This is a genomic window from Shewanella septentrionalis (genome assembly GCF_025370265.1).
GTDB lineage: Bacteria > Pseudomonadota > Gammaproteobacteria > Enterobacterales > Shewanellaceae > Shewanella > Shewanella hafniensis.
This window is the reverse complement of record NZ_JAMTCC010000040.1, coordinates 25,542-42,869: the sequence shown is the minus strand read 5'-3', so window position 1 is coordinate 42,869 and position 17,328 is coordinate 25,542. Positions and strand designations below refer to the sequence as shown.

Sequence of the window (17,328 nt, the reverse complement as noted above, 5' to 3'; positions counted from 1 at the left end):
AAAAACTGTTCTCCGCTAGTTATCACACAATATCCGTGTATTTACACATTCCCCCTCGCTGAACTGTTTTAAATTTTTAGCCTATTCGATGTTATTTAAATATCCATAAAAATAGGCTCTTTGATAAGTGTTAAGCAGCAACACAATCAAAGAGCCTATTTAAAATCAATGAGCTAATTCCACAAATATCTGAGTGCTAGGTTTTTAACTTGCCTAACTGCTCATGTTGCTGCTTCACTAAGTTTGCTAAAACTACACTGCTTTGCTGTGCTTCGCCCGCAAGACGTGCAAGTTCGGAAGCCGAATCAGAAATCCCTGTGATATTACGATTAACCTCTTCAGTCACTGCGCTCTGCTCTTCTGCGGCGGCGGCAATATGGGTCACTTGACCTGAAATTTCCCCAATCTGACTCACCATTGAGTTCAATGAGTTTAACGCTTGCTCTGTTTGAGAGACGGCCATTTGTGCCCGTTCAGCGCCTTTATCTATGATGCCAGAAGCACTTTGAACTTCTTTTTGCAGTGCATCGATAAGAGTACTAATATCATTCGTCGAGCTTTGAGTCTTAGATGCCAGTGCACGGACTTCATCAGCCACCACAGCAAAGCCCCGTCCCTGCTCGCCCGCCCTTGCCGCTTCAATTGCCGCATTGAGCGCTAACAGGTTAGTTTGCGCAGCAATGGAGCTAATCACCTCAAGAATACGGCTGATGTTCATGCTGCTGTCGGCGACTTTACTCACCGCTAGCTTAGCCTCCATTGACTCCTGAGACATAGTCGCGACGAAATCCATTGCCTTTGTCAGGCTCTCTTCACTGTGACGAATATTGCGCGACATGGCTTCAGTTTCTGCAGCCGTTTGCTCTGATGCCTTAGCAACCTCAAGTGCGGTGGCACTCATTTGGTTCACAGCCGTTACTACACTCTCAATTTCACCGTACTGGCGATTCACGCTGTCACGGGTGAGCTGGGCAATTTTAGCAGAGGCTTGGCTTTCCTCCTGAGAGCGGCTCGCAAGCGTTTTCAGTTCGGCAATCAAATTTTTAAGTTTATAAATAAAGGAATTGAAACCTTTCGCTAGCGCAATCAATTCAGCATGGGAATCAACCTCAATCGATTGCGTTAAATCGCCATCGGCACTCGCAAGATGTTCCACTCGGCCTTGGATCAGCTTCAAAGGTGAGATAATGCTACGGATCACTAAGCTAATGGTAATTACAGCGGCAATCGATACCACAATCCCCACTATCAGCAGCAAACTGCCTAAGGAAGTCGCCATTTCATCCATATCATTATTAAGCTCAATCGAGCTTTTATACGCCTGTGCTGTCGGCACTTGGATAACCAAGGACCACTCGGCATTTGCTAGCGGGATCTTAATGGGGTAGGCAACAATAATTTCATCATCGTTAACCATGTAGCCGGAATTCTTGTGCAACGAGATAATTTGCGAGGCGAGAGTTGGATTTATCGACTCAGCTAATGGACGCGCCTTTTTACTGTAATGACTTGCCGCGACCACTAAACCACGGGTACTCAGCAAAGTGACTTTTGCTTGTCCATCGTAGAGGCTTTTGGATAACTTATCGATAAGGGTTTGAAACACTGGCAAGTTTACATCTACACCGACTATGCCGATAAATTGCTTATGTTTAAGCACGGGCACAGTCAACGAGGTCATTAATGCTTTGTTGCCTGGAGTGATCTCGTATAAGTACGGCTCCATTAAACAGGGCTTTAAGGTTTCTTTACCACATAAATACCATTCAGCATCACGGATCCCAAACTCATTTAAGCTAGTGAGGTACTTTTCTGCCGAATCTTCAACTTGGTTATGCTCCACAGTGCCATCGTCGTTACGGGTGTAATAGACCTCTAGCGCACCCGATGTCGCCACACTGTGACTGACATTAACATTCAAAAACTCACTGTCGAGCCCATCATAACCATTAGGTTCGAACTGGGCATACATGGAAGAGACTTGCGCATTCTTCTTCAGCACTGCCGCCACTGCGAGTTCTAAGCGGTCGCGCTTTAAAGGTAATTCGTCAGCGGTACTTTCTAGCATACCCGCAAAAGAGAAAGGAATACGGTATGCTTCATTGATAAATCCGGCGACCATTTCACCATATTCACCGGCGCGGGCTTCGAGTTTATCCCGCGTTTCCGTTTGTAGGGTATTTTGAACTTGATCCGACAATTGTGCGTTTTGAGCCGACAGCGTCCACCATAAACTGATAGATAAAATAGCCACTATCGATAAAAATAATGCTGATGTAATCCACAACAACTTAGTACTGATGGACAAATGCTTCATCTAGTAAACTCCCAAGAGAACGACAATAGCGTAATTATTATGATCTAATTCATTTTTATACTTTCTACCCAGCATTAAAAATAGCACTTAGCGTAAGAATTACCAGCACTTAAGATAAAGAGTTGCTAATGAAATGTAAAACTTTAGAATGACAAAATCAAAAAAAGGCCAAATTCAAATAAATGAATTCGGCCTTAAATATCAAACACTATTTCAAATTAAGGTTAAAGTTAGCGTCCCCACAACCAAGCGGCGCCACGCACGCCCGATGAAGCGCCATAACAGTTTTTAACAACCGGAGTTTGACACTCACGGCCAACCACATATAAGGGTAAAACTTTTGGCAATTCAGTGTAAATGGCATCGATGTTGGACACTCCGCCGCCAAGGACGATTACATCAGGATCCATCATATTGATCACATGGGCCAATGAGCGGGCTAAACGGTCAATAAAGCGATCGAATGCTTGAGTCGCCAGCGGATCGCCCGCTTGCATCATTTGAGCGATTTCAATACCGCTGTCAGCAACGCCACCTGCTGCGCGAAAATCGCGTACAAAACCCGTCCCTGAGATAAACGTCTCGATGCAGTCTCTGTTACCACAAAAACACGTCGTGGTATTAAATTCATCGGCTTTCATCCAAGGTAAAGGATTATGACCCCACTCACCGCCGATGCCATTACCACCATCATGCACTTGGCCTTTGATGGCGATACCTGCACCACATCCAGTACCAATAATGGCGCCAAAGACCACTGACTTGCCAGCAGCTGCGCCATCGACCGCTTCTGATACGGCAAAACAGTTAGCATCATTAGCGATTTTCACCTTACGGTTTAATCGAGCGCCTAGATCCACATCGAGGGGATGGCCATTGATCCACGTTGAATTAGCATTTTTAACTAGGCCAGTAAAAGGAGAAATCACCCCAGGAATACCTATGCCTATTGTGGCGGTTTGTTGCAGGCTCTCTTCGACTTCTGTCACGAGTGCGACTAATGCATCGACTGTTGCAACATATTCTCTTGGCGTTGGGATGCGTTTACGAAACACTTCTTTACCATCGTCATCCAATGCGACTAACTCGATTTTTGTGCCGCCAAGATCGATACCAATTCGTAACATCAACTTACTCCATCTCAATATATTTAACGCAAAGCGGCTCAGTGAAGCTCGGCTCTACTGCCTGATGCCATACACTGTAATTGAAAACTGCCTCAGGTCAAAAACAACATTAGCCCCTGTCAAAGTAAAGGCTGTTTATTACAACAAACAATGAAGGCGCAGTCGTCATGTAAACGAGCCAACTGCGCCTTGGGATTTTACATTACGGACACTCGACTGACGCCATACTCGCCGTTTTTGGCTTTAAGGTGATATCGCTAAAACTGATATCCACAGCGCCCGATGATGACAATATGAAAGGCGAGATAATTTTACCAAAATCAATCCCCTGCCCCTGATAGCAAGTGAGATCTATGTTTAGTTCACTCCAAGTATCAAGGCTTAACGCGCTTAGCTGAGTGCTGATGTCCACATTGGCTCGACAATCGCCTTCGCAGGTCATGCCAACATTAACAGGCGCTTTAATCGATGAACCGACTTTGACCTGCATACTCAACACTGACTCGCTCGCCAGATAAGCCCGTAAGTCTTCAGGGAAGTTCCCCTGCAAACTCACAAAACCAAGCGCCTTACCGTTGAAGCTGACATGGCGAGCATCTTCTTGTACTTGTTTATCAAAGGTTTTTATGGTCACAACCTCATTAGTCTGCACGCTACTGGCGATAGGTTCCATCGAAACCTTGTCACCATCAATACTGCCAATCAGCATTTTCCAAGGCGCCTTAACGGCACGCTCGAATAACGGCTTCTGGCTGAGTTGCACTTGTTCACTGAAATTATCTTCAGACAAACTATTCGATAATATCGCAGGCGCAGTACTATTTGCCTTATCCGCATAGCTCAGGCCATAGCCATAGGGAAGTAATGGCGAATAATCACTGTCGTGAACATTCACTTGAGTTTGCTGCGGTGTCGACGGCCATGAGAAAGACAATTTACCAGTAAAGTCATACTGAACATCACCATTAGCTTGAGTGAATAACACTTCACTAATACCTGCACCTTCTGTACCTGGCAGCCAAGCGGCGACAAAGGCGTCAGAGTCATTAAGCTCAGGATTGACCCACAAAGGTCTGCCGCTAATAAACACAGAGACCACAGGAACCCCTGCGGCTTTGAGCTTTTGTAATAAAGCTAAGTCACGCTTATTCCCCCTTTGATATTCAAGATTATCGATATCTCCATTGCCCTCGGCATAGGGCTCTTCACCAAATACCACAATCGCCACATCGGGTTTATTCGCAGTATCAAACTGACCATCAATACTCAGCACAGCGTTACCACCACTGGCAGAAACCGCTTTTGCTATGCCGGCATAAATCGATGTCGCTCCAGGGAAATCTGCATTTTGATTATCTGTACCCTGCCAAGTAATAGACCAACCACCCGATTGCTTGCCAATATTATCGGCGGCATCACCCGCGACGAGTACTTTAGCTTTGGGCGATAGCGGCAGTAAATGCTGATTATTTTTCAATAATACCAATGATTCACGCACCGCTTGGCGCGCAACGTCTCTGTGGCTAGCTTGTCCAATTAACTCGGTTTTACCCGATAAAGGACGCTTAGCTGGACTTGGCTTTTCAAATAATCCCGCCCGAATTTTAACGCGCAGGATACGACTCACGGCATCATCAATCCGCGCTTGGCTGATCAAACCCGACTTAACTTGCGCGATAGTGTTTTCATATAAGGGTTTCCATGCGGCCGTAGGCACCATAAATACATCTAAGCCCGCATTAACGGCCTGAGGACAGGATTCGTTACTGCAACCTTCAACCTGCCCATGACCATTCCAATCGCCAACGACAAAGCCATCAAAGCCCATGCGAGTCTTAAGTACATCGGTCAATAAATAAGGATTACCGTGATTTTTAGCGCCGTGCCAACTATTAAATGAGGCCATTACCGTTTGCGCGCCCGCAGTTAAGCCGCCGACATAACCTTGGGCATGAATGTCAAACAAGGCTTGTTCGGATGCGATATTATCGCCCTGATCATCCCCGCCTTCGGTCCCACCATCCCCTAAGAAATGTTTTACCGTAGCGATAACATGCTGATCTGATAAAAAGTCTTTATCATTGCCACCTTGTAATCCCTCGACAATCGCGTGCGAATAGGATTTAACGATGGCAGGATCCTCTGAATACCCCTCGTAGGTTCGTCCCCAGCGGTCATCACGCACCACAGCGACAGTCGGTGCAAATACCCAATCAATCCCCGTCACCATGACTTCTTTGGCAGTGATTGCTGCAATTTGCTGAATAAGCTCAGGATGATGGGCCGCACCTAACCCTATATTATGCGGGAACAGCGTTGCGCCAATCACATTGTTGTGACCATGAACCGCATCCGTGCCCCACATGGTTGGAATACTGATGCCATCGAGCGAGTCATCCATTGAAGCTTGAAACATAGCGTCGGCTAAGGCAATCCAGTCTGCTGGCGTCGCATGTTTATCTTGGTTCGGGTAAGAACCGCCACCATTCAAATAAGAGCCAAAACCGTATTTACGCATATCTTCGACCGTGATATCGCGGATCTCAGGTTGGATCATCTGCGCAACTTTCTGCTCTAGCGTCATTTTGCCTAATAAATCTGCAACTCGCTTTTCAACATCTGGCTGATTTTTATGGGGGATAGTTAACTGCGGCCAAATATTAATATCGGTAGACTTACCATCGATGCTGTAGCCATTGGGGCTATTGGGTGAGCTAGATGCGGCAACATCTTTGGGCTTAACTGACTGACTATCATCGGCTTTTATCTGATCTGTTTTACTGCATCCACTTAAGCTGGCGCAGGTCAGCACTGCCAATAAACTCAAGCTAAAGGTTTTGGGTTTCAATGCGATAACGCTCATAATTCTAGCCCTTAAAAATAAAATGTCTTAATACACACGCCGTGTGCGCATCCATGTGTTTAATCGTCGTGTTTTAATTGATTTAAAATCTTGGTCTTGGGGCATCACAGCCCTTGGCGCCGTAATAGGCGATAAAGCCATAACACAGCAGCGGTAAGATAAAGGCCAATTGAATACCAAAATGATCGGCTAACAAACCTTGAAATAAAGGCACAATCGCGCCGCCCACAATCGCCAAACATAAAATGCCTGAACCTTGGCTGGTGTGTTGCTCAAGATCTTGTAATGCCAAGCTGAAAATCGTCGGAAACATAATAGAGTTACACAACCCTACTAACAGTAAGGCCCACATCGCCATTGCCCCGGTACTGAACATGGCTAAGGCCACCAGCAGGCAAGCACAAATCGCATTGAAGGCTAACACTTTGCCGGCTTTGATTTTTTGCATCACAGCGGCACCAAAAAACCGCCCAACCATAGCGCCACCAAAATAATAGGCTATGTAATGCGCGGCTTCGGCATGGGTGTAACCGCCAATATCAGGCTGAACTAAAAAGCTAATCAGAAAACTGCCAATGGCGACTTCTGCGCCCACATACACAAAAATTCCCACGCTACCGAGAACAAGATGCGGAAATTGCCATGCACTGCCTAGCACTTTAGCACTGCTCGCTGGCAATTTTTGCCCCAAAAAAGGCAGCTTTAACAGCATAAAAATCACCGCCAACACAAATAAACTGGCCGCTAAAATCAAATAGGGAACTTGGACTGTGCTCGCTTGAGCCGCAGCGCTGACCATAAGGTCAGGAGCTGCCTTTCCCGTCATTTGATGTGAAGTCGATAAAATCAACCAACTGCCGAAAAACGGGGCGACTGTGGTGCCAAAGGAATTAAACGCTTGGGTCAGAGTGAGTCTCGATGACGCGGTTTTCGCGGGTCCCAGCACACTGACGTAAGGATTAGCCGCCACTTGCAGAATGGTAATGCCAGAGGCTAAAACAAAAAAAGCGCCTAGGAACATCCAATACGAAGCGAAACTCGCCGAAGGATAGAACAATAAGCAGCCTAAACACGCAATACCAAGCCCAGTGACTATGCCTTTTTGATAACCAATCTTACCCACAAGTGCACCCGCTGGGATTGAGACAATAAAGTAAGCCCCAAAAAAACAAAACTGCACCAACATGGCTTGGGCGTAATTCAGCTCAAACATGTTTTTTAAATAAGGTATTAAGATATCGTTAAGACAAGTAATGAATCCCCACATGAAAAACAACGATGTTAATGCCACTAAAGCGAACTTAAAGTTGCCACTCTGGTGCACACTCCTTGTTGCCTCACTCACCGCACTCGCCTCAGTTTCATTTGCAATAGCCATGTTTGCCCTATTCTCCCCAACCGATTATCTAGATAAAAACGTTTAATCTTCTTAGTCAAAATGGCGTGATTAATTTATCCAAATCACATATTGACCTTTTTATGATTAGTCACTAACCTCGATGTAAGCGCTTTCATTGTTAACATGTCGATAACCAAAGTCAATATTTTTAGTGACAGTCGGCAAGCATCTTTACTCTCTTTATCTTGAACTCTGTGTTTTAAATCGCAGGCATGAATTCAAAAATATAATTAAGTGACTGAATATATGAAAATATCTTTACCAAAAAACTCAAGACTCCAAAGCAAAGCGTTTACTTTTGGTGTGGCGACCGCTTCATTTCAAATCGAAGGTGGCGTGGACTCTCGCCAGACCTGTATTTGGGATACCTTTTGTGCAACACCAGATAAAATCCGTGATGCCTCCAATGGCGATGTCGCCTGCAACCACCTGAATCTATGGCAAGAAGATATCGCCTTAATCGCGTCACTCAGGGTTGATGCCTATCGTTTTTCCATCGCATGGGGACGCGTCTTAAATCAAGATGGCAGCATTAATCAGCAGGGAGTTGATTTCTACATTGGCATTCTAGACGAACTAAAACGTAGAAATATCAAAGCATTTGTCACGCTTTACCATTGGGATCTTCCTCAACATATTGAGGACCAAGGCGGCTGGTTAAACCGAGATACCGCTTACCTTTTCAAAGACTATGCCGACAAAATAAGCCAAGCCTTCGGCGACCGAGTGTATTCCTACGCCACCTTAAACGAACCCTTTTGCAGCTCATATTTAGGCTATGAGGCTGGCATTCACGCCCCCGGCTTAATGAAAAAAGCCTATGGCCGTCAATCGGCTCACCACCTGTTACTCGCCCACGGTTTAGCGATGCAAGTACTGCAAAGGAACAGCCCAAACAGCATGAATGGCATAGTGCTTAACTTCACGCCCTGCTACGCATTAACCCAAAATGCTGCCGATATTCAAGCCGCAAAACAAGCCGATGATTACTTTAACCAGTGGTATATCAAGCCCATTTTCGATGCGGCATACCCAGAGCTTCTCGCGACATTAGCGCCAGAAGATAGACCGGAAATTCACGACGGCGACCTTGAGATTATCAGTCAACCCATTGACTTTTTAGGGGTCAACTTTTATACCCGCGCCGTATATCAGGCCGATGCCGAACAAGGATTTGTGCAAGTTGATTTACCTGGGGTACCCAAAACCGACATAGGCTGGGAGATCTATCCACTGGCCTTTACCGATTTATTGGTTTCTTTAGATCAAATCTATGATTTACCGCCTATTTTCATCACAGAAAATGGCGCCGCCATGGACGATAAATGTATTGATGGGCGTGTCGATGACTTCGATAGGCTCAGCTATTACCAGCACCATTTAACCGCAGTAGACAATGCCATAGTACAAGGTGTTAACATTCAGGGTTACTTTGCCTGGAGCTTGATGGATAATTTTGAGTGGGCCGAAGGCTACTTAAAACGTTTTGGCATTGTCTATGTGGATTATGCCAGCCAAACCCGAACGATAAAGGCCAGTGGTCACGCCTACAGTGACTTGATTCGCTCAAGGGCCCACTTAACCAATAACAATAATAAATAAGGCTAAAGCCATGATTAGCATAAAAGAAAAAATAGCCTATGGGCTTGGCGACACCGCCAGCAACATCGTTTTTCAAACCGTTATGCTGTTCCTTACCTTTTTTTACACCGACATCTTTGGCATTTCACCCGCCTTTGTCGGCACCATGTTTCTACTGGTACGGTTGATTGATGCCGTCACCGATCCTTTAATGGGCGCATTGGCAGACCGCACGAACACGCGCTGGGGTAAATTCAGACCCTATTTACTCTGGTTTGCCCTGCCCTTTGGGATTATCAGTGTATTGGCATTTACGACCCCAGATTTATCTGAAGATGGGAAAATGATTTATGCCTTCGTGACTTACACGGCATTGATGATGGTATATACCGCCATTAATATCCCCTATTGCGCCTTAGGGGGAGTACTGACGGCCGATCCCAAAGAGCGGGTTTCGGTGCAATCCTATCGGTTTGTATTCGCTATGCTCGGTGGCTTACTGGTCTCAGGACTTACCCTTCCTTTAGTCGAGTTTCTCGGTAAGGGGGACCAAGCAAAGGGCTATCAGCTTACAATTCTCGCCATGAGCATCTTAGGTGTTGCCATGTTTTTGGCCTGCTTCTGGGGCACAAAAGAGCGCTTACATCCGCCAGTGGATCAAAACTCCAGCTTTAAACAGGACTTTACCTACCTATTAAAGAATGACCAATGGCGAGTGCTATCCGCCGCCGCAGTTTGCCTATTATCCGGCATGGTGTTACGCACTAGCCTCGCCATTTACTATGTGAAATATTTTCTTAACCTGCCGGATATGATCACTCTTTTCATCACCTTAGGTATGGTTGGCAATATTTTTGGCTGCATTCTCGCAGAGCCATTAGCCAAACGCGTTTGTAAGGTCAAAGCCTATATTGTGTTGCAACTCATCGCCGCAGCCCTGTGCGTATTGCACTTTTTTGTCCCTAAAGATCAAGTCGTTCTCGCCTTCACTCTTTATATTGTCTGGGGCTTTACCTTCAATATGGCCACGCCATTACTCTGGGCGAAAATGGCGGATACAGTCGATTATGGTCAATACAAAACCGGCGTGCGTATCACAGGCATGATTTACTCCTCGGTGATTTTCTTTATCAAACTTGGAGTCGCAATTGGCGGTGCAGCGGCAGGATGGTTACTGGCAAGTTATGGTTATCAAGCCGATGTGGTTCAGAGTGAAACGACACTCAATGGCATCTTAATTTCATTTACCCTTTATCCCGCTATCGGCTCAATTTTGGTCGCATTTATCATGCGTCGTTATACGCTAAATAACCAGAAAGTGGATGAAATCCATCTGGAATTAAATAGAGCCACCTAATAAAATTATGCTAATCTTCAAGGCATTGTACTTTTCAGTACCTCTAATTTGAGATGATATGGCCACTATTTACGACGTTTCGGTACTTGCAGGCGTTTCACTTGCGACTGTGTCACGGGTGATGAATAAAAACACCAATGTCAGTGAGAAAACCAAACAAAAGGTATTAGACGCTATGGCTCAGTTGGACTATCGTCCCAATGCGATAGCCCAATCATTAGCGTCCAACTGCTCAAATAGTGTGGGCGTCCTGGTATCACAACTCGATGGCCCATTTTATGGACCTATGATGACTGAAATTGAAGATGCCCTGCGTGATGCGGGTAAACACGTCATTATTGCCGCGGGTAAAAGCAATGAATCCCTAGAAAAGGATGCGGTGCAGTTTTTACTGGATCGCGGCTGTGATGCCTTGATTATCGATGTGGAAGCGGTTTCAGATGACTATCTTATCGATCTCTGTAAGCGCAGCACGCCAATCGTACTGATTAACCGCTATGTTGCCGCCATACGTGAGCGCTGTATTTATCTCGATAACGAGCTTGGCGGTTACCTCGCGACTCAGCATATGTTGTCGTTAGGGCATGAGCATATTGCTTATATATCAGGACCTTTATTCAAACTAGACGCTAGGCAGCGCCTGATGGGCCATAAAAAAGCGCTCACTGAATCAGCCATTCCCTATGAAAGCGAGCTGTTCTACGAAGGGACGTTTAAAGAGTCGAGCGGTTGCGATGGCATGCGACATTTACTCAGCCTGCAACGGCCGTTTACTGCGGTGATTTGCGCCAATGACCAAATGGCATCGGGAGCGATTTCAACCTGCCTTGAACAAGGGCTTAAGGTGCCCGAAGATTTGTCCTTCATGGGTTATGATAATATCCCGTTTCCCCAGTATATTTCCCCTAAGCTCACCTCAGTCAGTAACCCCATCCATGAAATGGGTAAAATGGCGGCGTTCTGGGTGCTAAAACACGTTTACAATAAAACCGATGTGGAAATCGTTAGCCATTTTACGCCTTCATTATTTGTAAGAGATTCAGCAATTAAGCGAGAAAAATAGCGAATAAATGAAGGCTAGCACTGCTCTAGCCTGACCATGTTGAACTGCAAGAATAAGCACTGCATTGCGCCTTCTTGTTAGATTTTTCGGGCCTAAGTGAACAAGCGCGGCTCAAATGACAGTATAAAAAACGACCTACAAACCCAAGTGCAACTCGCTCATAACGTACTTATTAAAGGGCATTTAATGAGTGTTAACGATGCTTTTCAGCATCTTTAAAACCCGTATTTATCGCCTTTGAACACCTACATTCTGCCCCAACGAAAGCCTTAATAATTCCCCTTTTAGGCGTGAAAACCACTGCCGAAATGGTCAATCATCCCCGCTCGCGCGAAATAACCCTCAAATTTTGGCATTCCCCCTAGCGTAAAAACACCATTTCAAACGTCATAAAGTGAATTTAGCACACCCTTCCTCACCAATTTCATCATAAATGTGTAACAAAATATAAAACTGGTTTCATTTTAAAACAATGATTTAGAATATAACCACAAACAAAAAACGCATTATATTGCAACAATAAAGTAACTTACCGTTGACTCTGTTGATAATTTAAACTAGCTTTATGTAAGCGCTTACATAAACCTAACTCGAACAAGAATATGAGCAAGCTGTACATAATTTGTTCTACCCAAAAACAAAATCAGAGAGTTGTAGCCTGAATATCTACTCAACGGGGAGATGTAGATGGAACTTAGAACATTTAAAAAAACCAGATTGGCCACTAGCCTTTCGCTAGTCTTAGGCGTGGGCGCTATCATGCCCGCCTATGCCGCCGATACTGACAAAAAAGAAGAAAATATTGAAGTTATTCAAGTAACAGGGATCCGCGGTAGTTTAGTCCGTTCGATGGACGTAAAACGCGGCTCAGAAGGCATTGTTGATGCCATTAACGCCGAAGATATCGGTAAATTCCCCGACAGTAACTTAGCTGAGTCGCTACAACGTATTTCTGGCGTATCTATCGACCGTCAAAACGGTGAAGGTAGCCGAGTGTCGGTCCGTGGTTTTGGTGCCGATCAAAACTTAGTACTGTTAAACGGACGTCAAATGCCAGTCACCACTGGCTCTCGTTCATTCGACTTTGCCAACATAGCGTCAGAAGCCATCAGTGCGGTTGAAGTGGAGAAAACCGCTAAGGCTGAAAATCCAACGGGCGGTATTGGCGCAACGATCAATGTGCTCACCCATAGACCGCTAAGCTCGCCAGGCATGAAGGCCACTTTCGGTGCAAAGGCCGTTGATGACTCATCCACGGATAAAGGATCTACCACACCTGAGCTTTCTGGCTTGTACTCAAATACCTTTGCCGATGATAAATTTGGGATTTCTATTTCAGGTAGCTATCAAGAAAGGGAGAGTGGTAATCAACAAGCCCAAGTCGGTACCGGTTGGCGCAGTTTTCCAGGTATTGTTGACCAAGATTACAGCGGCCCCAACGCAGAATGGGGCGGCGTTCCTAAAAACGACAATCAAGTCAATCGCCCTGGCGATGATGACGTGTATAGCGTGCCACAAACCACGATTTACCGTTTTGAGGAACAGCAACGTAAACGCACCAACGGTCAATTAGTGCTGCAATACGAACCAATTGACTCGCTGCGCGCAACGCTTGATTACACTTACATGCGTAACGACATCGATACTCAAACGCACGACGTCTCAGCATGGTTTAACTTTGTGCCGTCCCAAGAAAATATTTGGAGTGATGGCCCAGTTTCATCACCACTCGTTTATTCAGAAACCTACGATGCACCCGCCGACCTTTCAATGGCTGCTGGCGATTTCGGCACCCGCGACCAAAGTGGTTCACTGGGTTTTAACTTAGCTTGGGAAGCCAGTGATAATCTGACCTTACACTTGGATTACCATAACTCCTACGCCGAACGTACGCCTAACAATGTCAATGGCAGTACGAGCAACCTCAGTACCGCCGCCTTTATTCGTACCAGTGCCGCGACCGATTTTAGCGGTGATGTCCCAGTACTCGCAGTTGGGGGGGGAAATGCGGTTCGCCCAGAAGATATGCGCGTGACTGGTTCAACCTTTACCAATGCCGTCAATCGCTCCGAAATCGAACAGCTGCAAATGTCGGGTAAATATGATTTAGCCGAAGCAGGCAGTATCGATTTTGGTATTGCGATGTCAGACGTGAATAACCACTCCCAACAGGTTGATATTCAACGTAACGACTGGGGTGGTGTTGGTGCAGCGGGCGATTTAGATGCTGCTTGGTTTCCAACCAGTTCGGTTATCGATAAATTTGATGGTTCAAAAGGTAATTTTGCAGGTTATAACGGTAATGCTTCGACAGATCCACTAAACACTATGTTTCTATGGGACTTTGAAGCGGTTCGCGCCCGTGCTGCAGAACTCTATGCAACCAACATAGTGGGTGATTGTGGTAATGGCTTCTGCCCTTCTACCGACTACTCCAAAGGCACAGACCGTTTCACTGAAGAAAAATCTCAATCTGCCTATATCCAATACAACTTCGCCAGCGAAATTGCCAACATGCCCTATGACGTGCATTTCGGCTTACGCTACGAAAAAACAGATGTTGAATCGACTTCTGTTGTTTCCTCCTATGATACAGCTACTTGGATTGCAGAATCTGAAATCGCGCTAACGAGTTCTGTGGATAATAATCGCGTTTATCAAACTCAAAAGGGTGATTACGATTACCTACTACCTAGCTTCAATTTTAATATTGAAATGCTGGAAGATGTGTTCGTCCGCGCCGCCTTTAGCCAAACAATTGGTCGTCCTGATTACACCTCGATTCAAGGTGGCACCACAGTAGGAACGCTTGCCTATCGCAACGGTGGTAGCGGCTCTGCGGGTAACCCAAGTTTGTTACCACTTGAGTCAACAAACTACGACCTATCGACAGAATGGTATTACAACGATGCCAGTTACGTCTCAATCGGTTATTTCCGTAAAGATGTGACTAACTTTATCAGTAGTAATCCTGAAAACTCAGACATCTACAACATTCCGGATCCAGCACACGGTAAATATGTTGATGAAGCCATTGCGGCAGGTGCCACCACTGCGATTCAACAACGCCAATGGATTTATGACAAATACGGTGCAACCGATCCAAATGTGAAGATCAATCCTGATAACGGCAATATCGAGATTACCGGTAACCCAGGTGATCCATCGTTAAACTTCCTCATTACTAACCCCACTAACAGTGATTTAAGTAATGTGATTGATGGTTGGGAGTTTTCTATCCAGCACTTCTTTGGTGAGTCAGGATTTGGTATCCAAGCCAACTACACTATGGTGGATGCGGGGGACAGCTATGATAACACTAACTTAGGTCGCCCTGGTGATGCGACTCAGAACGTGATTTTAGGGATCAGCGATACCGCAAACTTGGTCGGTATCTATGAAAACTATGGTTTCTCGGCCCGTATCGCCTACAACTGGCGTGATGAGTTCTTAAACTCAACAGGTCAGGATACTGGCTCTAACCCTAAATACACCGAAGCTTATTCGCAGGTGGACTTTAACATAGGCTACGACGTTGAAGCGGTTGAAGGTTTAACCATCTTCATCGAAGGCTTAAACATCACCAATGAAGCCACGCGTGTACACGGCCGTGCGACGGAACAAGTCCTTAACTACACCCAGACGGGTGCGCGTTACAGTATAGGTGCACGTTACACTTTCTAGTCGTACCGATTTAAGAGCAACAGATCTTTACCCTAAGGTCGTATGAGGTATGCCATAGATGCCTCATTTTTATCAGGATGACAGCAGGCTACACGGACGTAGCCGCTCTTTTTAGTCAATATGAGTAAAATAAATACTGGAAATCGCAGTAAAACTATTCAATGCTAGCGCAATAGTTAACCGCGTTAGTGATAACGAAAAAAATAAAAGCCTTTTATAAACAACAATAAAAGATTAGGCACTCGATATGCAGCAAGCAACTCACACAGCCATTAATAACATTGTCATTGTCGGTGGCGGCACAGCCGGTTGGCTAACCGCTGCCCTTTTGGCCGCCGAGCATAATGTCGATAAAGGCCAGCTTGCGCACTCGCCTAAACTCAATATCACATTAATAGAATCCCCCGATGTGGCCACTATTGGCGTCGGCGAAGGCACTTGGCCTTCGATGCGTAACACCTTAGATAAAATCGGCATCAGCGAAACCGAATTTATCCGCCAATGCGACGCGAGTTTCAAGCAAGGCTCACGCTTTATTCGCTGGCAGTACGATGATACTGAACATACTAAACCATTCGGTTCTAACCAATATTTACATCCCTTTAGCCTACCCCATGGTCATCAAGAGTTAGACTTGTGTCCCTTTTGGTTACCTCACAGTGACAAGGTCAGTTTTGCTCAGGCGGTATCCAACCAAGATGCGCTGACTCAGCTAGGGCTGGCGCCTAAAACCATTGCGACGCCGGAATATCATTTTCAAAACAATTACGGCTATCACTTAGATGCGGGGAAATTTAGCCAGCTGTTAATGCAGCATTGCACCGAAAAACTGGGGATAAAGTATGTTCGAGATCATGTCACTCAGGTTCACAGTCATGCCAATGGCGATATCGAAAGCCTTGCGACCAAAGAACATGGCGTGATCTTAGGTGATATGTTTGTCGATTGTTCCGGCACTAAATCATTGCTGCTGGGCGAGCATTTTAACGTGCCTTTCCTCTGCCAAAAAGCTGTGCTGTTTAACGACAGCGCTTTAGCGATTCAAGTCCCCTATGCCGAAGAAAACAGCCCTATCGCCTCATGCACACTCTCGACGGCGCAGCCCAGTGGCTGGATCTGGGATATAGGTTTACCGACTCGCAAAGGCGTGGGTTATGTCTATTCATCGGCACATTGTAGCGATGACGAGGCAGAACAAACCTTAAGAGCCTATTTAACCAATGACACATCAACTAAGCCTCAATCGGCATCCAGCAACGCGCTTGATAGTCGTAAACAAGAATGCCGAAAGCTGAATATCAACCCCGGCTACCATGCAAAATGCTGGCAAAACAACTGTATTGCCATCGGCATGGCGGCAGGCTTTATTGAACCTTTAGAAGCATCAGCATTGGCTTTAGTGGAATGGACGGCAAATACCTTAGCCACACAACTGCCAACGCATCGCGGCGTAATGGACACGATTGCCCAGCGAGTGAATGAACGCTACGAGCGCCACTGGCAGCAAATCATCGACTTTTTAAAACTGCATTATGTCGTGAGTCGACGCGAAGTGGATGGCTACTGGCGCGACCACAGGGACGCTACATCCATTCCTGAAAGATTACAGCAGCAGCTCGACCTATGGCGTTATCAAGCGCCAAGCAGCCACGACATTAGCTACAAAGACCCCTTATTTCCGGCGGCGAGTTTCCAATATGTGCTTTATGGTATGGGCTTTAATACTGCCCTGCCCACCCATATCAAGCCGTCGCAACAGCAAGTTGCCCAGAGACTTTTTAGCGAGAATCAGCAAAAGGTCCATGCATTGAGCCAAAGCCTTCCGAGCAATCGCGACCTATTAAACAAGGTAAGGCAATTTGGTTTCCCTAAGATTTAGCAAAAATAACAAGAATAACTCGCGGCAGTGAGAACTAACAAAGGACAAAGGTAACCCT

Annotated in this window: 9 protein-coding genes; 5 read left to right on the top strand and 4 right to left on the bottom strand. The window is 45.8% G+C overall.

The window, feature by feature from the left end; translation table 11 throughout:
• Nucleotides 1–196: 196 nt before the first annotated feature.
• The 4 genes from NE536_RS18870 to NE536_RS18855 all read right to left on the bottom strand — a co-directional run bounded on the left by NE536_RS18870 (nucleotide 197) and on the right by NE536_RS18855 (nucleotide 7,685).
• The gene (locus tag NE536_RS18870) at nucleotides 197–2,317 is read right to left on the bottom strand and encodes a methyl-accepting chemotaxis protein (RefSeq protein ID WP_261273658.1); all 2,121 of its coding nucleotides are present in this window, start codon (nucleotides 2,315–2,317) and stop codon (nucleotides 197–199) included.
• A 230-nt stretch (nucleotides 2,318–2,547) separates the two neighbouring features.
• Entirely contained in the window at nucleotides 2,548–3,444 is an 897-nt protein-coding gene (mak, locus tag NE536_RS18865; RefSeq protein WP_261273657.1) for a fructokinase, read from the bottom strand.
• Between the two features lie 202 nt (nucleotides 3,445–3,646).
• Nucleotides 3,647–6,307: a glycoside hydrolase family 3 protein gene (locus NE536_RS18860; protein ID WP_261273656.1), complete on the bottom strand. Its 2,661-nt coding sequence runs from the start codon at nucleotides 6,305–6,307 to the stop codon at nucleotides 3,647–3,649.
• Nucleotides 6,308–6,389: 82 nt separating this feature from the next.
• A complete protein-coding gene (locus tag NE536_RS18855; RefSeq protein ID WP_261273655.1) occupies nucleotides 6,390–7,685 on the bottom strand; it encodes a sugar MFS transporter in 1,296 nt (431 codons plus the stop codon).
• A 267-nt stretch (nucleotides 7,686–7,952) separates the two neighbouring features.
• On the opposite strand from NE536_RS18855, the gene NE536_RS18850 reads away from it, so the two are divergent.
• The 5 genes from NE536_RS18850 to NE536_RS18830 all read left to right on the top strand — a co-directional run bounded on the left by NE536_RS18850 (nucleotide 7,953) and on the right by NE536_RS18830 (nucleotide 17,270).
• The gene (locus NE536_RS18850) at nucleotides 7,953–9,308 is read left to right on the top strand and encodes a GH1 family beta-glucosidase (RefSeq protein WP_261273654.1); all 1,356 of its coding nucleotides are present in this window, start codon (nucleotides 7,953–7,955) and stop codon (nucleotides 9,306–9,308) included.
• A 10-nt stretch (nucleotides 9,309–9,318) separates the two neighbouring features.
• Nucleotides 9,319–10,644, top strand: a complete 1,326-nt coding sequence (locus NE536_RS18845) for a glycoside-pentoside-hexuronide (GPH):cation symporter (protein WP_006080716.1) — start codon at nucleotides 9,319–9,321, stop codon at nucleotides 10,642–10,644.
• A gap of 58 nt (nucleotides 10,645–10,702) precedes the next feature.
• Complete coding sequence (locus NE536_RS18840) at nucleotides 10,703–11,707, top strand: LacI family DNA-binding transcriptional regulator (RefSeq protein WP_259504539.1); 1,005 nt, start codon at nucleotides 10,703–10,705, stop codon at nucleotides 11,705–11,707.
• A 687-nt stretch (nucleotides 11,708–12,394) separates the two neighbouring features.
• Nucleotides 12,395–15,391, top strand: coding sequence for a TonB-dependent receptor (locus NE536_RS18835; protein WP_261273653.1), 2,997 nt, complete (start codon nucleotides 12,395–12,397; stop codon nucleotides 15,389–15,391).
• Nucleotides 15,392–15,638: 247 nt separating this feature from the next.
• Nucleotides 15,639–17,270, top strand: a complete 1,632-nt coding sequence (locus tag NE536_RS18830) for a tryptophan halogenase family protein (RefSeq protein WP_261273652.1) — start codon at nucleotides 15,639–15,641, stop codon at nucleotides 17,268–17,270.
• The last annotated feature ends 58 nt before the right edge of the window (nucleotides 17,271–17,328 follow it).